General features: G+C 66.2%; 13 protein-coding genes. 6 read left to right on the forward strand and 7 right to left on the reverse strand.

Annotated elements, in window-relative coordinates; genetic code table 11:
• Window positions 1-54: 54 nt before the first annotated feature.
• The 5 genes from QZ847_RS05360 to QZ847_RS05380 form a co-directional block, all read right to left on the reverse strand.
• Window positions 55-2,445 (reverse strand): ATP-binding protein, encoded by a 2,391-nt coding sequence (locus QZ847_RS05360; RefSeq protein ID WP_294353924.1) that lies wholly within the window; start codon window positions 2,443-2,445, stop codon window positions 55-57.
• The gene (locus QZ847_RS05365) at window positions 2,430-3,713 is read right to left on the reverse strand and encodes an EAL domain-containing protein (protein ID WP_294353927.1); all 1,284 of its coding nucleotides are present in this window, start codon (window positions 3,711-3,713) and stop codon (window positions 2,430-2,432) included. Before QZ847_RS05365 ends, QZ847_RS05360 begins: the two co-directional genes overlap by 16 nt.
• A gap of 281 nt (window positions 3,714-3,994) precedes the next feature.
• Window positions 3,995-5,467 carry an NAD(P)/FAD-dependent oxidoreductase gene (locus tag QZ847_RS05370; protein ID WP_294353929.1) on the reverse strand — a complete coding sequence of 491 codons (1,473 nt, stop codon included), beginning with the start codon at window positions 5,465-5,467 and terminating at the stop codon, window positions 3,995-3,997.
• A 59-nt stretch (window positions 5,468-5,526) separates the two neighbouring features.
• A complete protein-coding gene (locus QZ847_RS05375) occupies window positions 5,527-9,747 on the reverse strand; it encodes a translocation/assembly module TamB domain-containing protein (protein ID WP_294353932.1) in 4,221 nt (1,406 codons plus the stop codon).
• Window positions 9,747-11,867 carry a BamA/TamA family outer membrane protein gene (locus QZ847_RS05380; RefSeq protein WP_294353960.1) on the reverse strand — a complete coding sequence of 707 codons (2,121 nt, stop codon included), beginning with the start codon at window positions 11,865-11,867 and terminating at the stop codon, window positions 9,747-9,749. Before QZ847_RS05380 ends, QZ847_RS05375 begins: the two co-directional genes overlap by 1 nt.
• A gap of 249 nt (window positions 11,868-12,116) precedes the next feature.
• On the opposite strand from QZ847_RS05380, the gene QZ847_RS05385 reads away from it, so the two are divergent.
• The 5 genes from QZ847_RS05385 (at window position 12,117) to QZ847_RS05405 (ending at window position 20,393) form a co-directional block, all read left to right on the forward strand.
• The gene (locus QZ847_RS05385) at window positions 12,117-13,283 is read left to right on the forward strand and encodes an acyl-CoA dehydrogenase family protein (RefSeq protein ID WP_294353935.1); all 1,167 of its coding nucleotides are present in this window, start codon (window positions 12,117-12,119) and stop codon (window positions 13,281-13,283) included.
• Window positions 13,280-14,053, forward strand: coding sequence for an enoyl-CoA hydratase/isomerase family protein (locus QZ847_RS05390; protein WP_294353938.1), 774 nt, complete (start codon window positions 13,280-13,282; stop codon window positions 14,051-14,053). Before QZ847_RS05385 ends, QZ847_RS05390 begins: the two co-directional genes overlap by 4 nt.
• A gap of 155 nt (window positions 14,054-14,208) precedes the next feature.
• Complete coding sequence (locus tag QZ847_RS05395) at window positions 14,209-15,471, forward strand: efflux RND transporter periplasmic adaptor subunit (protein WP_294353940.1); 1,263 nt, start codon at window positions 14,209-14,211, stop codon at window positions 15,469-15,471.
• Window positions 15,472-18,765 carry a multidrug efflux RND transporter permease subunit gene (locus tag QZ847_RS05400; RefSeq protein ID WP_294353946.1) on the forward strand — a complete coding sequence of 1,098 codons (3,294 nt, stop codon included), beginning with the start codon at window positions 15,472-15,474 and terminating at the stop codon, window positions 18,763-18,765.
• The gene (locus tag QZ847_RS05405) at window positions 18,765-20,393 is read left to right on the forward strand and encodes an efflux transporter outer membrane subunit (protein ID WP_294353949.1); all 1,629 of its coding nucleotides are present in this window, start codon (window positions 18,765-18,767) and stop codon (window positions 20,391-20,393) included. Before QZ847_RS05400 ends, QZ847_RS05405 begins: the two co-directional genes overlap by 1 nt.
• A gap of 55 nt (window positions 20,394-20,448) precedes the next feature.
• Here the strand turns inward: QZ847_RS05405 and QZ847_RS05410 are convergent, their stop codons facing one another.
• On the reverse strand, window positions 20,449-20,790 hold the full coding sequence (locus QZ847_RS05410; protein WP_294353952.1) for a phasin family protein: 342 nt from the start codon (window positions 20,788-20,790) through the stop codon (window positions 20,449-20,451).
• Window positions 20,791-20,870: 80 nt separating this feature from the next.
• On the reverse strand, window positions 20,871-24,095 hold the full coding sequence (locus tag QZ847_RS05415; protein ID WP_294353954.1) for a cytochrome P450: 3,225 nt from the start codon (window positions 24,093-24,095) through the stop codon (window positions 20,871-20,873).
• Window positions 24,096-24,208: 113 nt separating this feature from the next.
• On the opposite strand from QZ847_RS05415, the gene QZ847_RS05420 reads away from it, so the two are divergent.
• On the forward strand, window positions 24,209-24,674 hold a 466-nt coding region (locus QZ847_RS05420; RefSeq protein ID WP_294353957.1), incomplete at its 3' end, for a homogentisate 1,2-dioxygenase.

Below are 24,674 nucleotides of genomic sequence, written 5' to 3' on the forward strand. Positions count from 1 at the left end.
TAACCGTCCGTTGCGACCTGGTGCCCGTGTTGCGTTTCACTAGTACACCCTAGCCTAAGCCGCGCCGCGCACAAGCACACGTTCGAGCCGCATGACATGATCGACCAGTTTCTTCTTGCCGATCGGCCGCTCGATAACCGCATCGACCCCACTGGCGAGCAGGCGTGCGCGACGATCCGGGCCCAGCGCGGGCGTCAGCAGCGCTACCGGCGCAGTGCCGAGAAACTCGGCCAGCACCGGCAGCGTCGCTGCGTCGTCGAACATTGCCTCATCACCATCGATCAGGACGCGATCGAGGGTGCGGGCGCTCGCGATATCCGACGCCTCCGCCAGATCGGCCGCACACACCAAATTTCCGTGCTCCTCGAACAGAGCCTTTAGCATCGCACGGGTGATCGGGCTGCGGACGACCAGCAGCATCGGCGGCGCTTCGGCGAGGTCGGCAGGCGGCTCCGCGGCGATCAACGGCAGGTCGAGCGTGAAGACCGCGCCCTGCCCCAGCGCGCTCACCACCGTTACGTCGCCGCCCATCGCGCGCGACAGGCTGCGACAGATCGAGAGGCCGAGCCCGGTTCCGCCGAATTGGCGCGTCGTACCCGCATCCGCCTGCCGGAACGAATCGAAGATTACCTCGTGCGCCTCGGGCGCGATGCCGATCCCGGTGTCGGCCACCGTGACATGGAACCGATCGCCGGTACAGGTCACCGCCACGCTCACCGACCCCGCCGGGGTGAACTTCACCGCGTTGGAAAGCAGATTGAACACGATCTGCCGCAAGCGGACCGCGTCGCCGATGATCCATCCCGGACAAGCGTCGATCTGCACATCGAATGACAGGTGCTTCGCCTGCGCCTGCTCGCGCCACAGCCGGCACGCCTCGTCGATGGTGCGTCGCAGATCGAGCGGCGCCTGCTCGAGCGTCATCTTGCCAGTTTCGATCTTCGCCACATCGAGGATATCATCGACGAGCGCGCGCATCGTCACCCCTGCGCCGTGGACCACCGACAGACGGTCGCGTGTCTCGGTGTCGAGCTGCCGGTCAGCGATCATGACCTCGGTCATGCCGAGGATGCCGTTCAGCGGGGTACGGATCTCGTGGCTGGTGGCGGCAAGAAATTCGGTTTTCACCGCCAGCGCGCGGGCAACCTTGTCACGCGCGACGCGCAGCCGGTCGCGACTGCGCCGAAGCGTCCACATGCCAAACGCCAGCAACCCGATCACTAGCGCCACGCCCAATGCGGCGATGACGAAGACGGTGCGCTGCATGCGCGCCTGCTCGCGCTCGTGCGCGACCGTGGTCTGCAACTCGTCCGCCTTCAGCTTGGCGATGCGCAGTTCCTGGTTGGCGTAATCGAAGCGGGCGGCGGCGAGTGCGGCGCTGTTCGACCGCGCGACCTCGGTTGCCTGATCGTCGAGCCGCTTGAGCGAAGCGAGATGTTGGAGCGCTAGGTGGTCCTCGTGCAGCGCGGCGTAGATCGAATAAGCCGTCTGGTGGTCGTCACGTTCGGTCAGGATCGTACGGGTCAGGTCGACACCGGCGAAGCGCTCGTCGATCAGCGCCCGCGCGCGCGTCAGGTTGCCGCGCTGGAATGCCGCTTGTGCCGCGAGTCGAAGGAAGGTGGGTCGAACCGAACGGCCCTCGGGCGCAGCAGACATCGACAACCCGCGCGCGATCGCAACGTCTGCGTCCGGGAGGCGTCCTTGCAACAGGCGAACGTTGGCCATGTTAGCGAGAGTGATGGCGGTCATGCCGACGCTCTGCAGCCTGCTCGCCAGACGGTTCGCCCGAACGAAGTCACGCTCGGCTTGATCCAACCTGTTGATGGCAGTGTAGGTGGCGCCGCGCCCACTATACATGGAGATCAACAGACCAGGATCACCATCATACGCGTCAATCGCCTGACCAAAGTAGCGAAGTGCCGAAATCCGATCGCGTGCTCCGTCGTAAAGTAGAGCCAAATTTATCAAGGCCTTCGCTTGGCCACGCCTGTCCTTCTCATCAGAGAACAGCCTATAGGCCTGCTGAAGACTGGGTAGAGCCTCCGCTGTTCGACCAACCTCTATCAGGCTTCCGCTTCTCGACAGCAGGATATCTGGATAAATTGACGGCAAGGGTCGAAGTGTTGCTGCCTCTGTTTCAGCTTTCTTCAGGATCGCAACAGCCTGGGTCGGATCATTGCTCCGGCTTGCGGCCTCTCCGCGCAACCAAAGTGCTATTGCCGACGCGCTCCGCCGCTCATACGCTTCAGGCAGTGATGCAGCAATTGCCTCCGCTTTCTTGGCGATTTCACCAGCCCTTTCTGGTGAAATCAACATCTCCGCCTTGGATGCAGCAATAGCCTGATCGAAAGCACCTTTTTGCGGAACAGGTGCTGCGGCCAGCACAGTCACGCAGGCGGCCGTCAATAGCAACGGCCTGACGGATCTGATCAGCCGCGCTTCCACGTCGCGGCCAGTCGGTTGAAGCTGTCCCGCGACACTTCCGGTGCGCGGCGATGTCGGTCCTCGCGCAAGAAGGTGACGAAGGCGTCGAATGCGATCGGCCGGCTGATCAGGAATCCCTGGATCATGTCGCAGCCCATCACCGTCAGCAGCGCAAGCGCTGCGTGCGTCTCTACGCCTTCGGCGACGACTTCCATGTCGAGCGCGTGCGCGAGATCGATGGTCGAGCGAACGATCAGCGGGTCGCGGTTGGAACTCGTCAACTGTGTGACAAACAGCTTGTCGATCTTGAGTTCGCGCGCAGGCAATTGTTTCAGATAGGCGAGGCTCGACAGGCCAGCACCATAATCGTCGATCGAGATGCGGATACCGATATCGGCGAAGCGTTGCAGGTTGGCGATCGCGCTCTCCGGATCGCGGATCACCGACGTTTCGGTCACCTCGAAGCCGAGCGCCGCGTCGTTGCCACCAACCATGCGGCAGGCATTCGCCACGAACAAATCGTCCGACAGCAATTGACCGGAAATGTTGACAAACAGCCGCATATCGTAGCCAGCGGTACGCAGCCTGGCTGCATCGACGATCGCCTGCTCGATCGTCCAAAGGGTCAGCCGCCGGATCAGCTGCGCCTGTTCCGCCACCGGAATGAAGTCACCCGGCAGGATCAGCCCGCGCGTCGGGTGCTGCCAGCGTATCAGCGCTTCCGCGCTCGTGATCTCCTGCCGTCGCGCGTGCACCTTCGGCTGGTAGAACAGGACCAGTTCGCCCCGACCGATCGCGAGGTCAAGTTCCTCGGCCAGCTTCTTCGCGTCGTGCGGCAGCGCTTCGATCGCCTGCGTGACGGGCTTGTCATATTCGCGTGCCTTGGCGAGCGCGCGCTCGGCTTCTTCGGCCAGCGTCACTTCGTCGGTCTGCCAGCTGCCCACCGCGCCTGCGATCACGATCTTGATACGGTGCGGCTCACCGTCGAGATCAAGCGGGTCCTCGAACGCGCGGCAGGCTGACGACATCAACGTATCGAGCTGTTCGGGTGCCTCACCCTCGACATCCAGCTCGATCAGATTGCGCCCGATCGCACGCACGCGTGCATCAGCCAATGTCAGACGAAGCCGCTCCACCATGTCCTGAACGAGCACGTCGGCGCGCGCGCAGCCGAGATAACGGCGCAGATAGGTGAAATTCGCTGCCTCCACCAAGACGTGGAACCGACACGGCGACCGCATGCGCGCGACGGCGTGGATGAGCTCGGCAGTGTTGGCGGACGCGTCCATGCACCGTAACTAGGCGCACAGGACTGAAGAATGGCTTAAGACCAAAAGATGGTTAATGATGAGTTAACCGCGTTGATGAAGTCGTTAAAATCGCCTAACCAAGAGAAGCCTTCCGACGGGAAGGCGTTTCTGGGAGAAAATCATGCTCGCGTTTATTTTCGCGCTGATCACCGGGCCGATCATCCGCCCCTGGTAATCACGACCGGTTCGGACGTTCGCCATGGTCTTCCGAGACCTGCGGCCGTCCGAACCACCTCATCGAAGCTGATTAACAAGCTAGCTTAGGCAGTCGCTATCTCAAATTCGCGCGCCGGATTGCCTAACTCCATCTCGTTCTCGATCGATCCGAATCGCAGCGCCATTACGTCAAGTGCGTAATTCTGATTGAGCCGCCACGGCTTACGGTTCCCCTGTCGCGGCAGGTTGTCGATCGCGCGCTGGATATACCCCGATGAGAAATCCGCGAAGGGCTGCGGCTCGATCGCCGCGACGCCAATCCGCGGTGTCGCCTGTCTAACCTTCTTGCGTCGCATCGCATTAAGCAGCCGACAGACGTAGCGCGCAACCAGATCGGCCTTCAGCGTCCATGACGCGTTGGTGTAGCCGAAGGTGAAGGCGAGGTTTGGCACGTCGGAGAACATCATCCCCTTGTACTGCAGCGTATCGGCCAGGCGCACCGGCGCGCCATCAACGCTGAACGTGGCACCACCCATCAATGCCAGTTCAAGACCCGTCGCGGTGACCACCACATCTGCCGCGATCTCCTTCCCCGACATCAGGCGGATACCGGTGCGCGTAAACGTCTCGATCGTATCGGTGACCACGGAGGCTTGGCCACGCTTGATCGTGTCGAACAGGTCGGCGTCGGGAACAAGGCAGAGCCGCTGATCCCACGGATTGTAACGCGGGGTGAAATGCGTCTCGACGTCGTAATCGGGACCGAGGTGCTCGCGTACCATGCCGAGCAGCCGCTCCTTGGTGCGAGCGGGTCGCTTTCGCGCCAGGTTGTAGAACAGCATGCCGAACAGCACGTTCTTCCACCGCGTAATCCCGTAAGCGGCTTTCGCGGGCAGCATGGCGCGCAGGCGGTTGGCAAGGCCATCCTCTGCCGGACGCGAGACAACATAAGTGGGTGAACGCTGCAGCATGGTGACGTGCGCCGCCTGCTTCGCCATTTCGGGCACCAGCGTCACCGCCGTCGCACCGCTGCCGATCACGACGACCTTCTTGTCCTTGTAATCGAGGTCGCCCGGCCAGAATTGCGGGTGAACGATGCGGCCTTCGAACTGCTCGGTTCCCGCGAAGGTGGGCGCGTGCCCCTTTGCGTAATCGTAATAGCCCGAGCACATGTAGAGGAAGTTGCACCGTAACTGGCGCACAGCGCCGTCGTGCTCGACCTCCAGCGTCCATGCGGCATCCGCGGTCGACCAGGCGGCGCTTTTCACGCGGTGACCAAAGCGGATTTGGCGATCAATCCCGTGCTCGCGCGCGGTGTCCTCGATATATTCGCGGATCGAGGGTCCATCGGCGATCGCCTTGGCCTGGGTCCAGGGCCGGAAGTCGTACCCGAGCGTGTGCATGTCCGAATCGGAGCGAATGCCGGGATAGCGGAACAGATCCCACGTCCCGCCGATCGCCGCTCTCGCCTCCAAGATCGCGAACGTACGATCGGGACAGTTCTTTTGCAGGTGGTAGGCCGCGCCAACGCCCGACAGCCCCGCCCCCACGATAATCACGTCGAACTGCTCGGTCATTGCCGGCTCCTCTTCCTGGGAGCCGGCTTACACGGATGTCAGTTGCGCGGGAAGACCGATCAGAAATCCTTCGAGTAGCGCAGCTGCATGTTCGACCCGCCGAACGATCCCGCCTGTGACAGCACGCTGATCGCCTTGGTCAGCGCGATCGTCAGCTGGGTCGCGGTGAAGCCGCGCGCATCGGTCACGATCTCGATGTAGATGTCGTCGGTCAGGTATTTGCCCGCCGCGAGCGAGGTGCCGCGCCCGGTCGCCTCATCGGCGCCGAGCACGCGCAATCGGTCGAAGCCGGTCGCCGCCCGCAGCTTGCCGAGCGGGTTGAGCCCGCCACCCGAGCCGCGCAGCGAATTGAGCGCGGACGCGAGTTGGATCGCCTCGGTCGCGGACAGATTGGCCGGATTGGTTCCGAACAGCAGCCGGCTGAGCACCTCGTCCTGCGGCAGCGCCGGGGTCGAGGTGAAGGCGACCTGTGGCCGCTGACCGGTGCCAGTGATCGCAATATTGAACGTCGTGCCGTTCTTCGTCGTGGTGGCGAGAATGTCGATGTCCGGGTCGGTCAGCCCGCCACCGCGGAAGCGTACGCGCCCGCGCGTTACCTCAAAACGGTTGCCCGAGAAGGAGTAGGTACCGCGAACGATGTCGAGTCCGCCCGCGATCGTCGGTGCAGCCGAGGTGCCGCCGATCCGCATGTCGGCCTCCCATTCGCTTTCCAGCCCCATGCCGGAGACGAACAGCTGGTTGTCCGCGTGAACGCGCAGGTCGAGCTTGAACAGCCCTACCGACGGCGCTGCCGGACGATCGGTTGGTCGCGCGACGCGGATCTCGCTCTTCTTCCGCACACCGGTCAGCTCGGGCACCTCGGCCGCGCCCTGACGGATGATCTGGTAGCGCGCCTCGGGGATGTTGATGTCGCCGCTGATCAGTCCGCCGTTGGCGCCGTTCTGCACCCGCACGGTTCCGGTCGCCGTAGCACCGAGCGCATCCGACTTGGCGAGCCGCGCATTGTCGAGCCGCGCGGTCACGTCGATCGGGAAGCCCTGCGCCGCCGCCAACCCGACTGTACCCTGCGCCTGCACCGTGCCGTCACCCGCCCGCGCCGACAGACTCGTGAGCTCCAGCCTGTCGTTGTTGAACCGCGCCGCAATCCGCATCTGAGACAGCCGCGTGCCGTACGTTTCGTTGTCGTAGGTCAGGTTGTCGCCGCGAATAAGCCCGTTGATTCGCGGCGCCGATATGGTTCCGCCTAAATCGGCCGCGACCGCGATCGGCCCGGACAATTGCTGCTCGGCGAGACCGGCGAAGCTGAACAGGACCCCCGACGGCCCGTTGTAGCGGATGCCGCCGGACAGCGGTCCCTGCATCAGCCGGGTCGACCAGCTGCCGCTACCAGCCGGTGTCAGCCGCGCGACCATGCGCCCGACCGTCGTGCCGCCGCGCTTGATGAGCGCGCGCCCTTCGCCCACCGCTGCGTCGAGCCGGCCCTGGAAGACTACGTCGACCGGTTCGGAGACCGCCGTAAGGCTCGACCGCGTGAAATTCGTGATGTTGAGCCGCACGTCCGCCTCCGGCACCGCGCTGGCAGAGCGCTCGACGTAATCCAGACTGCCCGTTGCCTGCCCGCCTAAACCGATATTGGGCACGAAGGCGTTGGCGATGCCGAGATCGAGCCGGTCGAGCCGTGCCTGCGCTCTCGTCTGCCCACCGCCGTAGCGGCCGGCGAGGCGCAGGCTGCCTTGGCTGAAGTCTATGCGGGTAGGCTGCAACTGATAGCCGCCGCCCGCTGGGACGATCCGCGCCGGGTTTGCGGTGCGGAACGCAATCCCGTTCGCCTGACCCTGCAACGCGGCGAGATATTCGCCCGGCAAAAGCTTCGCATTGACGGCGACGCGGAACGGCACGCTGTTCGATCCGGTCAGCAGCGCCTGCGCCGTGCCACGCCCACCGGTATAGTTCACCTTGACGCGACCGGCCTGGATCACGGTCGGGCCATAGCGCAGATCAGCGACCTGCGCGTCGGCGACGACTGAGGGAGCATTGTCGTACAGAACGACCGTGCCGTTGATGATCGCGCGCCCGATCGTGAAGTCGGTCGTACCCGGGATGGTTGCTGCATACGCGCGCGCGTTGACGCTGGCGCGCTGGTACTTGCCCTGCGCGCCGAGGTCGGCGGTACCGGTCAGCCCCGATCCGGCGAAGCGCACCTGTCCGGCGAAGGGTCCGGCGGCGGTTTGCACCACTCGTCCGGCGAAGTTGATCCCGGCGAACACCACGCGGCGAATGTCGACCGCGAGTTGGTTGCCGGGCGTGACCAGCACATCGGCGGTGAACGGACCGTAATTGGTCCCGCCGGTCGCGTTGACCTGATACGCGCCGCCGCGTCCAACGACACGGGCGTTGAGATTGGCAAGCCCGATTCCCACGCCGGGCCGCGGTGCACGCAGGCGCACCACCGGCGCGTCGGTCGAACCGGTGACGCGCGCGTAGAGCGGGCCATATTGCGTCGAATAAGCGTCGGCATCGACCAGCAGCCCGCCGCGGGAATCGTAGCGCCCCTGCCCGCGTGTGACGCGGAACTGCGGCGCGTTCAACCGCAGGTCGGTGAAGGTGACGATCCCCTCGGGCGAGTAGCCGAATCGCGTGCTCGCCGTCGCGTTACCGCCGAGGAAGTTACGTACGCCCTCGTTGAACAACTGCTTCGTGCGCAGCGCGACGCGGCCATTGATCCCGAAGCCGCCGTTCGGACCCGGCACCAGATTGGCGTCGGTGGTCAGGTCGACGATGCCGACGCTCTCGACGCGGAAGTTGTTCACCCGCCCCTTCAACCCGCCGGTGTAGCGACCCGTCGCGACATTCGCCGCAATTACGGCGTTCGCGTCGATATTGTCGGAGCGGATGCGCAGGTTGTCAGACAGGATGTTCGGCATCGAGATGGCGAGGTCGCCGTCGACGCGGACGTTGGTGGTGAGGCCACCGAGTGCGGCGTTCAACCCCGTGATGCGGCGCGCGCGGGCATGGACCGGCACGAGGATGCGGTCGGCGTTCACGCGCGCCAGGCCCTCTGCGTAGACGCTCTCGAGCGTGGTCTCCGCAAACCCAAGCGAGGTCGCGCGCAGCTTGTAATCGACCGTAGGCGTCGCGAACGCGCCGTTCAGGACGACGCGTGCCAGCACGTTGCGGCCGCGCAAATTGGGCGCGATCGCCCCCGGCGTCAGCAGCGCGGCGTCGACCGCGAAGTTGCCGAGCCGCGCGTTGGCGAGATCGATGAGACCGCCGGCGTCAACCGACAGCGCGTTCGACTTGAGCTTGACGCGCGTGTCGACGCGGCGCTCATTCAGGTGCGCGTCGATCGCGACCTGCAACCCCGGCGCAGTCAGCCGCTCGACCGGACCTTCGAGGTAGAGCCCGGGGCGGGTCATGCCGTTGATCTGGAAGCGCCCGTCGTTCGCCTGAAGCGCGAGATCAGCGAGCGTGCCGCCACCGAGCGTCGCGATTAGCTTGCCCCGCCAATCCTTCCAGCTGCCGCGCCCGTCGATCGTGGCGTTGAGCGGCGCCTTCAATCCGGCGATCTGCGCGATCGCACCGTTGGCGGGCGCGGCGATCCGCGCGCGGATGTCGAGCTTGTTGTCTTCGGGTACGGCGTCGATCTTGACGCGCGCGGTATCGCCGCCGGCGACGCCGGGCGCGCGCAGCGCAACCGCGTCGACGGTCAGTTGCGCGCGGCGGTCGGCGATATGCGCCTGCCCGTCGAAGCGTGCGATGTGGCGCTGCCCCGCAACCAGCGGCTCCATGACGAAGCGCGCGACCTGCAACCGCCCGATGTCGATGTCGATGTCGGGTAAGATCGGGGAGTTGGCGTCCTCGGGCTTGGGCGGGACGGTCTTGAGCTCGGGATTACGGCGCAGCGTGATCAGCTGGCTCGACGCGCGTCGCACGTCGATGTGGTTGTTGAGATAGTCGAACGGACGCCAGTCGACGTCAATTCGCGGCGATTGCAGGAACGTTCCCTTGGGGTCGTTTACGCGCACGTCGACCAGCGACATCTGCCCGTACAGCGAGCCCTCGATGCGGCCGACGCGGATGTTCAGCCCCGACTCGGTCGTGTAATCGCCGACGCGATCGGCGACGAAACGGCGGCCGGGATCGGTGTTGATGCCCAGCACGATCGCGACGAGCAGCAGCACGATCGCAACGACGGCGATCGCAAGCCATTTGAGCAAGCGCTGCCACAGCGGGCGGTTGACGACGACCACCTCGTCGGCAGGGAGCGTGTCGTCAGCCATCAAAACGCCTGCCCGATCGAGATGTAGAGCGCGATCTTGCCGTCGCCCTCGCGCGGGTTGAGCGGCGTCGCCACGTCAACGCGCATCGGCCCGAAGTTGGTATAGAAGCGCCCGCCGATGCCCGCGCCGTAGCGCAGGTTCTTAGCGGTCGGGAACGTACCCTCATACGCGTTGCCGGCATCGAAGAACGGCACGATTCCGAAATCGCCGAAGCGATACCGTGCCTCGATCGCGAATTCGTTGAGGCTGCGACCGCCGACCGGATTGCCCTCAGGATCGAGCGGGCCGAGCCGCTGGTAGCCGTAGCCGCGCACCGATCCGCCGCCGCCGCCGTAATAACGCCTGGACGGCGCGAGATCGTCGCGCTCGATGCCGAAGATCGATCCCGCACGCGCACGGCCAGCGATGACCAGGCTATCGTTGACCGGGTAATAGCCGGTCGCCTCCACCATCGTGCGCGCATACGGCCTGACCCCGCCCGACACGGCGGTTTCCGGGCTGACGTTGAGCTTCAGGCGATAACCCTTGGTCGGGTTGAGCAAATCGTTCGAGCGGTCGAACAACACCTGTCCCGGTAGTGCGGCGATGCCGTAATTGCGGCGGCGACGTCCACCAGCCTGGAAGTCGTAGCTCTGCTCGTTGGTGCCGACCAGTTCGAACCCGAAAGCATAGGTGAGCGGCTTTTGCCAGATCGGCGTCGAATCATAGCTGATCCGCCCCGCAATCGTCGCGGTCACCGCATTGAACGCGTCGTAATCCTGCCTGAGCACGCTGCCGAGCAGGCTGACCGTGCGGTCGCGCTTGCCCGCGTTCTGGCGACGGAAGGTGACAGAAGCGCCCTGCTGCTGCGTGCCGCCGACGCCGGTCACGATCAGCGCGCCTTCGGGCGGGAACAGATTGCGGTGCGTGAACGCGGCCTCGACCTTGACGCCCTCACCGGTGCCGTAGCCCGCGCTGCCCGACAGCGAACGGAACGGTCCCTTGGTCTGCCGCACCAGCAGATCGACCTGCTCGGTCCCGTCCGGACCCGGCTGTCCGGTGCGGACCGGCTCAACCGAGACGTTGGAGAACAGCCCAGTCGCGACCAGCGCCTGACGCAGATCGTCGGTCAGGCGAATGTCGTAGAGCTGACCCTGGTCGAAGCGCGGAAAGACGTTCAGGTGATCGACCGACAAGACCGGATCGCCCTCGGTGCGCAGCACGCCGAAGGAGGAGCGCGGTCCCGTGTCGACCGGCAGCGTGTAGGCGCCCTTCCATGTCGCATCGTCGAGCAGGATGTCGCGCTGCCCGACCTTGACGAAGGGATAGCCTTGTTGCGGCAGTTTCAGGCTGACGTTCGCCTCCGCGCCCTGGATGCGCGCGGCCTCGATCGGATCGCCGACCTTGAGCGGCAGTTCACGCTGGACGAGCCCCGTCGGCATGGTTGGCCCGGTCTGCACCTGGATCGAGCCGAGCGTGTAGATCTTGCCGGGTGTCGCGCTGACGATCGCGCGCAGCTTGTTGCCCGCCGCCGCGGGCTGTTCAAGCGTCGAGATCGCGGTGCTGTCGTAATAGCCAAGCGACTTCATCAATCGCACCGCCAGACCCTCATCCTCGCGCGCACGCGCCGAGACCTGCGTCGCGTTGGCGGCCTTGCCCTTGCCTTCCTTGAGCGCGGACAGTGAATTGAACTCGTCGGTGAGGTTGAGCGGATCGAGCCCGCGTACCACCGTGTCATAGGCGATCTCGGGCGCGTTGCCGCCCTTTACGTCGGCGACCGTCTGCAGCGGTTCGGTGTTGAAGGTCGACAGAGGCTCAAGCGGCTGGGCGAGTTGCGGATCAATCGACGCGGGCGTGGCTAAGGCACCGGGCACGATCGGCTGCTGGGCCGCCGATTGCGCAACCGGCGCAATTGTTTGCGAGGTCGTGGCGGCTGGCTTGCTCACACTTGCAGTCGCTGGCGCAGTGTCGAGCGGCATCGGCTCGAGCGGCGCGTTTATGTCATCGCTGATCGGAGGTAGCGCGCTGTTGAACTCGGCGTCGGGGATGATCGCCGCGTCACCCTGCTGATCGACGGACGGCTGGGTCGCGGACTTCGGCGCATCGGGACCCCGTGCGGGCGCGCTGCCCGGCTGGTTCATCTGCGCCGCTGCCGGCGCCGTCACCAGCGCAAGAGCGGACGACGCCGCCAGCAATGACACTTTAATCGAAAAACCCACGCACTCGCCCCTTTGCGCGAGATGTCGGCTTTACCGTTACACCCCCGTCACACCCGCAACGCCTGATACGCCAATGGGTTGCCTCTACCCGGCGTGACTTTTCAGCCGCGCCATGTGGCATCCTATCTGCCGCGCGCGTAAGAGCAACGCAACGATCACTTGGGAGAGCCCATGAACTTCGAATTGGACGAAGACCATCGCATGATCGCCGACCTCGTGCGGCGCTTTGTCGAGGACGAATTGGTGCCGCTGGAGGCCGGCGTGCTCGACCGCGCGATCGCGGGCGAGGAAGTGCAGCTGACCGCCGAGGAGACCGAGCGGGTCAATACGGTGTCGCGCGAACTGGGCTTGTGGGGTCTCGACGCGCCCGAGGATGTCGGCGGACACGACTTGCCCGCAGTCGCGATGGTCGGCGTCAACGAGGCGATGGGTCGGACGATCGTACCCTACACGCTGCCGCCCGACTCGCCCAATCTGCGCATGCTTGCCGCGACCGTCAACGACCGCCAGCGCGAGGCGTATCTGGCGCCTTACGTTGCGGGCGAGACGATCAGCGCGATCGGCATCTCCGAACCCGGAGCGGGAACCGATCCCGCCGGCATGAAAACGCACGCGGTCCAAGATGGCGACGACTGGGTGATCAACGGGCGCAAGATCTGGATTACCAAGGCGAACCGCGCCGACTTCACCATCCTGATGGCGGTGACCGACCGCGAGAAGGGCGCGCGCGGCGGCATGAGCGCGTTCCTGGTCGACAAAGATGCGCCCGGTTTCCAAGTCGTGCGCCCGATTCCGGTGATCGGCGGGGAGACGCTTTACGAGGTCGTGCTGGAGGATTGTCGCGTACCGGGCTGGAAGCTGCTCGGCACCGAAGGACAGGGGTTCGCGCCGATGCAGCTCCGCCTCGCCACACGGCGCGCGGAAATGGCGGCGAACGCGATCGGCATGGCGCAGCGCGCGCTCGACATGATGATCGATTATGCGCCGCAGCGCTCCACCTTCGGCAAGCCCTTGTCGGAGCGGCAGACGATCCAGAACTGGGTGTCGGACGCGGCGATCAAGCTGCACGCCGCGCGGTTGATGACCTACGATTGCGCGTGGAAGCTCGATCAAGGGCGCGACACGCGTACCGAGGTATCGATGATCAAGAGCTTCGCGCTCGAAACCGCGTGGGAGGTGCTCGATCACGCGATGCAGTGTTTCGGCGCGATGGGCATGACGCGGGAGATGCCGCTGCAGCAGATGGCGGCGCGCATCCGCTTGATGCGGATCTACGACGGTCCGACCGAGATCCATAACTGGGTGGTCGCGCGCAATCTGCTGGGAACACGGGCATGAGAGAGCATATCGCAGTAACGAAGGCCGATCACGTCGCCACGGTCGTGATCGATCGACCACCGCACAATCACGTCAACGCCGTGCTTGTAAACGCGCTCGCCGACATGTTCGAGGATTTGGGCCGCGACGACGACGTGCGCGCGATCGTGCTCGCGACCGCCGGCAAGGTGTTCTGCGGCGGCGCCGACCTGACCGGCGACAAGCCGCTGGCCGACGAGAGCGGCGAGAGCGAGACACCCGCGCTGTATCGCGGCGCCTATCGCCTGTTCGCGTCGAAGAAGCCGGTGGTGGTTGCGGTGCAGGGTGCGGCGGTCGGCGCCGGGCTTGGCCTGGCACTCGTCGGCGATTTCCGCGTCGCGGCGCCTGAGGCGCGCTTCTCCGCCAATTTCGTCACGCTCGGCTTTCACGCCGGGTTCGGGATCACCGCTACCCTGCCCCGCGTCGTCGGCGAGCAGCACGCGTCGCTGATGCTGCAGACCGGGCGGCGCGTGAAGGCGGAGGACGCGCTGCGTTACGGGCTGGTCGACGAGATCGCACCGCTCGCCGATCTTCGCACCGCGGCTGAGCGGCTAGCGGGCGAGATCGCGGCCAACGCGCCGCTCGCGGTCGAGGCGACGCGCGCGACGCTGCGCGGCGATCTGGCCGAGGCGGTACGCGCGCGGACCGAGCACGAGCGCGCCGAACAGGATCGGCTGATGCAAACCGCCGATTTTAGAGAGGGGATCAAGGCGGTCGGCGAGCGGCGCAAGGGCGATTTCGTGCGCGGTTGAAGGCTTAATCGTAAGGCCTTGGCTGCGAACTTGCGGAAAATAACGGCGGCCGTTGCGAAACATTTGCGACAAACGCCCGATAAGCGCATCTGGGACAGACAGGCTGTCGTGGGCGTGTCGCGCACGATCGGCATCACAGGCTGGCGGGTGAAAGATTGATCAAGCGTGACCAAGGGCGGTACCGCCGCCTGCTGCTCGGCATCGCCGTGGCTCCCGCCGTCCTGGCGCTGGCTGCATGCGGTGGCGGTGGCGAGCAGCAGAAGGGCAAGAGCGGCGCGGGCGGGCGTGGTGGCGCCGGCGGTCCCGCGCAGGTCGGCTATGTCGTGGTCCAGCCGACCTCCGTGCCGGTTACGACCGAGCTCGCCGGTCGCGTGGTCGCATTCCAGAGCTCGGAGGTTCGCCCGCAGGTGTCGGGCGTGATCCAGCGCCGCTTCTTCACCGAAGGATCGATCGTCAGAAAGGGTCAGCCGCTCTACCAGATCGACCCGTCGCTCTACCGCGCGTCCGCGAACGAGGCGCGCGCGAGCGTCGCCAATGCGCAAGCCAATGCCGAGGCTGCGCGCATCCGCGCCGATCGCTACAAGCCGCTCGCCGAGATACAGGCGATCAGCAAGCAGGATTACACCGACGCGGTCGCGACGCAGCGGCAGGCGCAGGCGCAGATCGCGCTCAACAAGGCGCAGCTCGACACTGCGCGGATCAACTTGCGCTTTACCACCGTTCCTGCGCCGATCACCGGTCGTATCGGCCGGTCGCTGTTCACGGTTGGCGCGCTGGTCAGCGCGACGCAGACCGATCCGCTGACCACGATCCAGCAGCTCGACCCGATCTTCGTCGACATCCAGCAGTCGAGCGCCGAGCTGCTCGCGCTGCGGCGCGCGCTCGCCAGCGGAGGCGCGGTGCCCGCGCGCGCCGACGTGCGGCTGATGCTGGAGGACGGCAGCGACTACGGCCTGGTCGGCAGCGTCGAATTCGCCGAGGTGGTGGTCGACCAGTCGACCGGCACGGTGACGCTCCGCGCGCGCTTCCCCAACCCGCGCGGCCTGTTGCTGCCCGGCATGTTCGTGCGCGCGCAGTTCAGCCAGTCAATCGACCAGAACGCTTTTCTGGTGCCGCAGCAGGCGGTCTCGCGCGATCCAAAGGGCAATGCGACGGTGTGGCTCGTCGGCCCGGGCAACAAGGCGGTGGAGCGTACCGTTACTGCCGAGCGGACGCAGGGCGTCTACTGGGTCGTGACCGCCGGTCTGAAGAACGGCGACAAGATTATCACGCAGGGAACCGGCACGCTGAAGGCGAACGCGCCGATCCGCCCGGTTCCCGCCAATACGCCACAGAAGGTCACCCCGCCGCCATCGAAGGACGGCAAGGCCGGTCAGGCCGGCGACACCACCGGTCGCGGCCAGAGCAAGGCCGGCTGAGTGCTGTCACGCGTCTTCATCGATCGCCCGATCTTCGCCTGGGTCCTTGCCATCATCGTCATGATGGCGGGCGTCGGCGGCATCCTGGGCCTGCCGATCGCGCAATATCCCGACGTGGCGCCGCCGCAGGTGTCGATCCGCGCGAGCTATCCCGGCGCTAACGCGCAGACGATCCAGAATTCGGTCACGCAGGTGATCGAGCAACAGCTGACCGGCATCGACGGGCTGCTGTATTTCAGCTCGTCCTCGTCCTCGCGCGGCTCGGTATCAATCAGCGTGACATTCGAAAAGGGTACCGATCCCGACATCGCGCAGGTTCAGGTGCAAAACCAGATCCAGCAGGCGATCTCGCGCCTGCCGCAGCAGGTGCAGCAGCAGGGATTGACCGTCCGCAAATCGAACCCGGACAACCTGCTGATCGCGGGCGTCTACGACATCAGCGACAAGATGACGAACCAGGACGTGTCCGATTACCTGGTGTCGAACCTGCAGGACCCGCTCGGCCGCGTACAGGGCGTCGGCGACACCAACGTGTTCGGCGCGCAATACGCCATGCGCATCTGGCTCGATCCCGCACGCCTCGCGAGCTATCAGCTGATGCCCGGCGACGTCGTCACGGCCATCACCAACCAGAATACCGAGGTCGCAGCCGGTGAGATCGGCGGGCAGCCGATGCCCTCGTCGCAGATGCTGAACGCGACCGTCACCGCGCAGTCGCGGCTTCAGACGCCCGAGCAGTTCCGCAACATCATCCTGAAAACCACCAGCAGCGGCGCGACTGTACGGTTGGCGGATGTCGGCCGGATCGAACTGGGTGGCGAGAGCTACGCCGCGTTCAGCCGCGTCAACCAGCATCCCGGTGCGGGCATCGCGGTGCTGCTGGCACCCGGCGCCGACGCGCTGCAAACCGCCGAATTGGTCAAGGCCGAGATCGCGCGGGTTGCGAAGACCTTCCCGCCGAACCTGCGCATCGCCTACGCCAACGACACCACCGACTTCATCAAGCTGTCGATCGAGGAAGTAATCAAGACGCTGGTCGAGGCGATCATCCTCGTCGTCATCGTCATGTTCGTGTTCCTGCAGAGCTGGCGCGCGACCCTCGTTCCGACGATTGCGGTGCCGGTGGTGCTGCTCGGCACGTTCGCGGTCTTCTATCTCGCGGGTTTCTCGATCAACACGCTGACGCTGTTCGGGCTCGTCCTCGCGATCGGCCTGCTCGTCGACGACGCCATCGTGGTGGTCGAGAATGTCGAGCGCCTGATGGAGGAAAACCCGGGCATGAGCCCGCGCGATGCGACGATCGAGTCGATGAACGAGATCACCGTTGCCCTTGTCGCGATCGCGCTCGTGCTGTCGGCGGTGTTCCTGCCGATGGCGTTCTTCGGCGGGTCGACCGGCGTCATCTATCGCCAGTTCTCGCTCACCATCATCTCGGCGATGGTGTTGTCGGTGCTCGTCGCGCTGATCCTCAGTCCCGCACTCACCTCGCACCTGTTGAAGGCGCGCCATGACGAGAATGGCGATCTGCACCAAACGTGGCTTGGTCGGAAGGCGCCGTGGGTCGCCGACAAGCTCGAGGCGGCGAAGAACTGGTTCAATGACAGCTTCGACCGCATGGTGAAGCGCTACACCCACGCGGTCGAGCGGGTGATCGATCACCGCTGGATCTTCGTGCTGATCTACTGCGGGATCCTCGCACTACTCGCCTTCCTCTTCCTGCGGCTGCCGACCGGGTTTCTGCCAACCGAGGATCAGGGCGGCGCGATCGTGCAGTTCCGCCTGCCCGCCGGCGCGACGCGCGGCCGCACCGAGGAAGTGCAGCGTCAGGTCGAGCAGTATTTCGCGAAGAACGAAGGCCACAACATCCGCACGCTGTTCAGCGTTGCGGGCGGTGGTGGCGGCGGCACCAGCGGGCAGAATACGGGCCAGGCGTTCATCTCCTTTGTCGACTGGGCCAACCGCACCGACAAGGCGGATGCGGCTGACGCGATCGTCGCGCGCGCGTCGGCCGCGTTCCGCGGGCTTCGCGACGCGCAGGTGTTCGCGCTCGTCCCCCCTGCCATTCGCGGTCTCGGCCAGTCGGAAGGCTTCACGATGGAGCTCCAGAACGCGAGCGGGATGAGCCAGGAGAAGTTCAACGAGGCTCGTGACGCGCTGCTGGAGAAGGCGAATGCCGACCCGAAGCTCGCCGGCGTGCGTCTGACCGAGCTGCCCGACATCGGCACGCTGAAGGTCGATGCCGACCCGCAGAAGCTCGCCGCGCTCGGCCTATCGCAGGGTGACGTCAACACCACGCTGTCGACCGCCTGGGGCGGCCGATACGTCAACGACTTCATCGATCGCGGTCGCGTGAAGCGCGTCTACGTCCAGGGTGACGCGCCCTACCGCGCCGAGCCCGAAGACCTGTACCAATGGTTCGTCCGCAACAGCTCGGGCACCATGGTCCCGTTCAGCTCGTTCGCGAGCCTCGGCTGGTCGCAGGCGCCGACGACACTGTCGCGCTTCAATGGCATCTCGTCGTACGAGTTCCAGGGACAGGGAACCCCGGGCGTCAGCTCGGGCGAGGCGATGGAGCGGATCGCGCAGCTGGCGGGCGAGATCCCCGGTACCAGCATCGCGTGGGCGGGCCTGTCGTATCAGGAGCGGCTGTCGTCTGGTCAGGCACCGCTGCTCTACGGTCTGTCACTGATCGTCGTCTTCCTGTGCCTCGCGGCCTTGTACGAGAGCTGGACCATCCCGATCGCGGTGCTGCTGATCATTCCGCTCGGGCTCATCGGCGCGGTCGCGCTGGTGACATTGCGCGGGCTCACCAACGACGTCTACCTGCAGATCGGCCTGCTGACCACGATGGGGCTGGCGGCAAAGAACGCGATCCTGATGATCGAGTTCGCCGAGCAGGCCGAGAAGAAGGGCGCGCGCATCATCGACGCCGCGCTAGAGGCCGCCAGGCTGCGTCTGCGCCCGATCTTGATGACCAGCCTCGCCTTCATCTTCGGTGTGCTGCCGCTCGCCATTTCGACCGGCGCGGGTGCGAACAGCCGTATTGCGATCGGCACCGCGGTGATCGGCGGCATGATCACCGCGACCGTGCTGGCGATCTTCTACATCCCGCTCTTCTTCGTGCTGGTCCGCCGCGGCACACGCGACGGCATCAAGGGCCTCCGCCGCGACGCCGATCCGAGCCACCCGAACGACGACGGGGACGGTGAAAACGGCCCGAAGGATCAGCCGCCGACGCCGCAGCTGCCCGCACCCGCCGGCCACCCCGCCCTTCCCGCACCGGACCACGCCTGATGCGCCCGACATTCCGCCCCCTCGTGGCGCTGTTGACGGCGAGCGCGCTCACCGCCTGCTCGCTCGCGCCCAAATACGTCCGCCCCGATTTGCCCGTGCCGCCATCGTGGCCGGTCGGCGACGCATACCTGCGCCAGACCGAGGCGCCGCTACCCAGCGTCAGCTACCGCGACATCTTCCGCGACCCGCGATTGCAGCGGATTATCGATCAGGCGCTGGTCAACAATCGCAACCTGCGCGTCGCGGTCGCCAACATCGAGGCGACGCGCGCGCAATATCGCATCCAGCGCGCCGACCTGTTGCCGCAGCTCGATGCGACCGGATCGTACAGCTATCGCCGGCCGGGCAACTCGGGTGTCACCACCGGCGTGCCGATTGGCACCGGCGGCAACGCGGGTGGCGGGGGAACGGGAGCTGGAAATGGCAGTGTCGGGAATGGCGGCACGGGCGTCGGCAATGGCGGAACCGGGGGCGGCAACGGCGGAACCGGCAATGGTGGCACGGGCGGCGGTACGGGCGGAACGAGCAACTTCTCCTCTAACCGAAGCACCTTCAGCGCGCAGCTGGGCGTCACCGCGTTCGAGATCGACCTGTTCGGTCGCGTCCGCTCGCTGACCAGCGCGGCGCTCAATCGCTATTTCGGGCAGGAAGCGGCGGCACGCGCGACGCGGCTGACCTTGGTGTCCGACATCGCCAACGCCTGGGTCACCTACGGCTCGGACGCCAGCCTGCTCAAGATCGCGCAGGACACCGCGACCAGCGCTCAGCGCAGCGTTCAGCTGACCCGCGCGCGACTGGCGGGCGGCGTCTCGCCGCGCAGCGATGTGCGCCAGGCCGAACAGGTACTTGAAACGGCGCAGGCCGACCTCGCCCAGCAGCGCAGCCTGCTCGCGCAGGATGTGAACGCGCTGCAACTGCTCGTGGGCGCGCCGGTCGACGGCAGCTTGCTGCCTGCGTCGATCGACGACGCGGCGAAGAATTTGGGTGAGCTACCCGCCGGGCTGGATTCGGGCATCCTGCTACGCCGGCCAGACGTAGTGCAGGCTGAATATTCCCTGCGTGCCGCCAATGCCGAGATCGGGGCCGCCCGCGCGCAGCTGTTTCCGCGCGTCGCACTGACCGCCGTGGTCGGCTTCGCCAGCACTGCGCTTCGCACGCTGTTCACCGGCGGCGCGTTCAATTATTCGGTCGCGCCGAACGTCAGCTACCCGATCTTCCGCGCCGGTGCCGGGCGCGCCGGGGTCGATTATTCTAAGGCGCAACGCGACGCCGCGCTGGCGACTTATGAGGGGACGATCCAGACCGCCTTCCGGGAGGTGTCGGACGCACTCGCGCGGCGCGGCACGATCACCGACCAGCTCGCCGCCAACCAGCGCTTCCTCAACGCGGCGGCCGACACGCTGCAACTCGCCAATGCGCGATACCAGGGCGGGATCGACACCTATCTGACCAGCCTCGACGCGCAACGCTCGCTCTACACCGCGCAGCGCACGGTGGTGCAGACGCAGCTGACGCGCGCATCGAACCTCGTCACCCTCTACCAGACGCTCGGTGGCGATTCACAGCTTGAGGCTACGGCGCAGGGGCCGGTGCTGCCAGGCAGCACACCGACGCAACCACGCCCGTAACGCCGAGCGGATCGTCACCTCTACGACGAAGGCGTAAAGGTGACGATCGTCCGGCTCAGCCCGACTTGCCGCCGCCCTGCATCGGCGCGACTGCCTCACGACCGAACTTCATGATCAACTCACCGATTTCGCGCGCCTGGTTCATCGAGCGCTGGCTCTGCTCGCGCAGATAATCGCTCTGAATGCGCATGACGTCGCCCAAGTCCTTGGCCTGTGCCGCCGCGCGCATTGCCGCGAACGCCTGCTCGGCGTTCGTTTGCGCCTGATCGATCATCGCAATGCCGAGGCTCGACGAATTGTCCGCCATCTTCTGCCCCGACGCGCGCATCGCCTCGCCCGCGCGCTGCGCGCCCTCGAAGGCCGCGCCGGTCGCGTCGTTCGTGTTCTCGTCCGCCATTATTATGCTCCTCTCCGCGGCCGGCTACCGGACCGCTTGCACCGGCTTAACCGAGCGGGCGCGAAGCGGTTGCACCCGCGCTATTTACCGAAGCCGAACACGTCCTGGTGGAAGCGGCCGCCGGCGATTAGCTGTTCGAGCCACGCCGAACCCTGCGCGTGCTCGCCGCCAACCTGTTGCATCCAGATGAGTACTAAAGTGTCTCGTACCGCGGGCGCCATGTAGCGGCCGTCGCCGCACAGGAACACACTCGCGCCCGCCTCCAGCGCGCGCCAAACGCGCTCCTGCTCGGCCCAGAGCGCATCCTGCACGAACCGCCACGGGTGCGACGGCACCGCGGAGAAGGCGAGGTGCAGGTCGATCAACCCGTCCGCCGCCCAAGCCTCCATCTCGTCGCGACAGAACCAGTCATGGTCGGGATGACGGCAGCCGAAGAACAACAGGCTGGTCGCGACCTGCTCGCCCGCCGCCACCTGCACCGCGCGTTCCTGCAGAAAGCCGCGCAAGGGTGCGAACCCGGTGCCAGGCCCGATCAGGATCATCGGCTGCGCAGGGTCCGCGGGCGGTGCGAAAGGGGGATTGGGGCGACGGACGTGGCCGAAGACGTGCTCGCCCGGTGTGAGCGCCTTCATGTAATCGGACGCGAAACCGCGGTGCTCGCCGAACCCCGACCAGGCGGGCGCCGCGATCGTGCCGACGATCAGGTCGGCGACGTCGGGCGAGACGAGCGGCGACGAAGCGATCGAGTAGAAGCGGGGCTGGATCGCCGGGCTCCAGTCGATCAGCTGCTCCAGCGTCACCGCTGCGGCAGGGTGTCGTTCGATCAGGTCGAGCAGAGAGACGCGCTTTTCGGCGACTTCGGTGTCGAAAGCGCGCTCCAGCGCCTCAAGTGTTGCCACGGTGTGAGGGCACCGCGTGGTGCAGCGCAACCCCGTGAGCGCACGCCTGGACACCGTCTCGGACAGCTCAACGAAGTCGGTCAGCAACTGCTCGACCGTCACCGTGGCGCCGAGCGGCAGATGCTTGAAGCGGCCGCCCTGCGCGTCGACGCGCACCTGCGTCGCGCCGCGCACGCCGAGCAGGTCGAGCGCACGCGCGACCAGATCGGGGCGATTGCGCGCGTAGACCGCAAGGTGATCGCCCGCGGCATAATGCTGGCCATCGGCCAGGCGCACACGCACCAGCCGCGTCGACGGGCGCGGCGGTTCCTGTGCGAAGTCCCACAAGCCGTTGGCCGGCTGCACGAGCTCGTCGTTGGCGACGATCTCCAGCCGCTGCGCATGCTCGGGCAAGGCACGCGCGCGCGTCTCGGCGGCGTCGACCGGCACCAGAGAGAGCGTCGCGTTATTCGCCGCCGGCTCCGCCTGTGCGCCCAGTGCCTGCCACAGGTCACGAACGAAGGCCGCGATCGCGCCATCGAAGTCACCCTGCCCATCCGCCTCTCCGCGCGGCACCAGCCGCTCGCCACCCGCTGCCGCGATCGCGGCGTCGATCCGTTTCGGGAACGCCTGGAAACTCGGCCACTGGCTGTTGCCGATACCGAGCACGGCGTAGCGCGCGCCCGACCAGTCCGCACCATCGAAGGCGCCGGCATCGAGCGCGCGCTCGATCTCGACCGCGCTGTCGGGGGCGCGGCCGTTATAGGTCGCGGTCACGATCACGATCACCTTGTCGGCGGGCGCGGCACCGCCCTTGAAGCTCTCGTTCATCGATCGCACGACGACGTCAAACCCGTCGGTGCGCGCACGCTCGGCGATCTCCTCCGCCACGTCGCGCGCGGTACCGAGTGAGGTGCCGTAGAGCAGCACGAAGCGCTGGCCCGACCCTGCTACGGCACCGACTTCGATCGCTTCATCCGCCGCCGCGGCTTCGCCCATCTGCAACCGCTCATGGCTCCCGCGCAGCCGGACGCGCATGGTGAATTCGTCGGGCTTGATCGACAGCGTTTCCTTGACGCGCAGCGTGTAGCTGTGCGGGTCGCTGATCGCGAAGGCGCGCAGCAGCATGGCGAGCGCGATCTTCGCCTCGACCATCGCGAACTGCCGCCCGATGCACGCGCGCTCGCCGTTACCGAACGGCTTGTACGCGTGCGGGTGACGCGCGGCCTCCGCCTCGGGCAACCAGCGGTCGATGTCAAACTCGTCTGGGCGGTCCCACACATCGGGCGCGCGGTGAAGGCCGGGGGTGAAGATGTTGACCGGCCGATCCTTGCGCATCTGCCAGCCGGGTTTGCCGCCGCACGCGCCGATCACCTGATCCTCGAACGGCGCGACGCTGAACGCGGGCGCGGTCGGCCAGAGCCGCAGCGCTTCCTTCAGCACGCGCTCGATCACCTCCAGCTTCGCGACATGGGCATAGTCCGGCCGCGTGTCGTCCGGCAGCACGCCGTCGACCTCGGCATAGGCCTGCGCGAGCACCGCCGGATTGCGCAGCAGGTAAGTGAAGGCGAACGTCAGCATCCCCGACGTCGTCTCGTGTCCCGCAATCAGGAAGGTCAAAACCTGATAGCGGATGTTGAGATCGTCCAGCCCTTCGCCCGTTTCCGGGTCGACCGCGGTCAGCATCAGATTGAGCAGGTCGCGGCCGTCATTGGGGTTGACGCGGCGATCGGCGATGATGCCGTCGACCAGCGCGTTCATCTCGGCGATGTCGGCCTCGTATTGCGCCGCCGCGCGCTTGGCGAAGCGTTGCTGGACAGGCAGTCGCGTGATGACGTTGAGCGCTTCCGACAAAGCGCGGCCCAGTGCGACGAGGAAGCTGTCGAGCTCGTCGCGCTCGAACGAGTTGAAGCGATGGCCGAACCCCGCGATTGCGATCGAATCCAGCGTCAGCCGCGTCATGTCGTCGGCAACGTGGACGTCTGTGCCCGCCGCGCGCGTCCACTTGGCGACGAGCTGATCACACACCTCGACGATCATGTCGAAATAACCGCGCATCGCGCGCTGCGAAAAGGCGGGCAGCAGGATGCGGTGCGCCTTGCCCCAGTTCGGCTCCTCGCTGAACGCGGTGAAAAGCCCGTCCCCTGCGAACTTGCGCACGACGCGCAACGCCGGCCCCGGCATCTTGCGAAAGCGCGTCTCATCCGACAGCTCCGCCACAAGGTCGGGATCGGTGACGAAGATTGATACGCGGCTGCCGAACCGCAGCTTGAAGATGCCTTGCGGCTCTGATCGACTGACGCTGAGCAGGTGGCCGATTAGCCCCGCACGCGCGATCTGGTGCAGGTGGCCGATGACCGGCAGCGCGCGCGGCATCGGCACCGGTGCGGACGGCGCGACGGGTATGTCGTTGGGTTTGCTAGCCATGATCGCCGTTGCTCCGTTGCGCGTGCCAAGCCTCAAACACGGGCCCGGCGCCTTGCGCAAGTTGCCGCAACGGCAGGCTGGCGGCACGCACCGCTGGCCGGTAGAAGGCGCGCATGGTCCGCTTTCTGCCCTCCATGCTCGAACCGCTGGTCGCCGGCATCGCCGCAGCAGTGGGGATGACGCATCCCGCCAATGCCGCGATGCAGGATCCGGCGACCGACCCGGGTTGCGCCAACGTTCGCGTCGCTATCCCGGCCGAGCTGTCGCACTGGAGCATGCGCTCCCCGCTGACCGCGGGAAATGCGCCGCGCAACGCCCCTGTGCTCGCAATTAATCGCGCCGCGGACCTCAGACTCGCACCGCTTGGCGAAGTGCAGCCGCGGATCGCGCCGGGCAGAACGCCGGCGCCGGGCAGCTATGCGGGCCTCGCAATGTTTCAGGTAACGCGCCCCGGTACCTACCGCGTCGCGCTGGGGCAGAAGGCGTGGATCGACGTGATCCGCGGCCGCGCAGGCGTGCCGTCCAGCGCACACACGATGGGCCCGCGCTGCACCGGCGTCGCCAAGCTGGTCGATTTCC

Source organism: uncultured Sphingomonas sp. (assembly GCF_913778135.1).
Taxonomy (GTDB): domain Bacteria; phylum Pseudomonadota; class Alphaproteobacteria; order Sphingomonadales; family Sphingomonadaceae; genus Sphingomonas.

What these genes read in the sequence shown, in the direction of transcription:
- QZ847_RS05410 (WP_294353952.1), bottom strand. Translation starts at nt 20,790, where the DNA reads ATGGCGGACGAGAACACGAACGACGCGACCGGCGCGGCCTTCGAGGGC.
- QZ847_RS05405 (WP_294353949.1), top strand. Translation starts at nt 18,765, where the DNA reads ATGCGCCCGACATTCCGCCCCCTCGTGGCGCTGTTGACGGCGAGCGCG.
- QZ847_RS05375 (WP_294353932.1), bottom strand. Translation starts at nt 9,747, where the DNA reads ATGGCTGACGACACGCTCCCTGCCGACGAGGTGGTCGTCGTCAACCGC.
- QZ847_RS05380 (WP_294353960.1), bottom strand. Translation starts at nt 11,867, where the DNA reads ATGAACCAGCCGGGCAGCGCGCCCGCACGGGGTCCCGATGCGCCGAAG.
- QZ847_RS05390 (WP_294353938.1), top strand. Translation starts at nt 13,280, where the DNA reads ATGAGAGAGCATATCGCAGTAACGAAGGCCGATCACGTCGCCACGGTC.
- QZ847_RS05415 (WP_294353954.1), bottom strand. Translation starts at nt 24,095, where the DNA reads ATGGCTAGCAAACCCAACGACATACCCGTCGCGCCGTCCGCACCGGTG.
- QZ847_RS05370 (WP_294353929.1), bottom strand. Translation starts at nt 5,467, where the DNA reads ATGACCGAGCAGTTCGACGTGATTATCGTGGGGGCGGGGCTGTCGGGC.
- QZ847_RS05365 (WP_294353927.1), bottom strand. Translation starts at nt 3,713, where the DNA reads ATGGACGCGTCCGCCAACACTGCCGAGCTCATCCACGCCGTCGCGCGC.
- QZ847_RS05385 (WP_294353935.1), top strand. Translation starts at nt 12,117, where the DNA reads ATGAACTTCGAATTGGACGAAGACCATCGCATGATCGCCGACCTCGTG.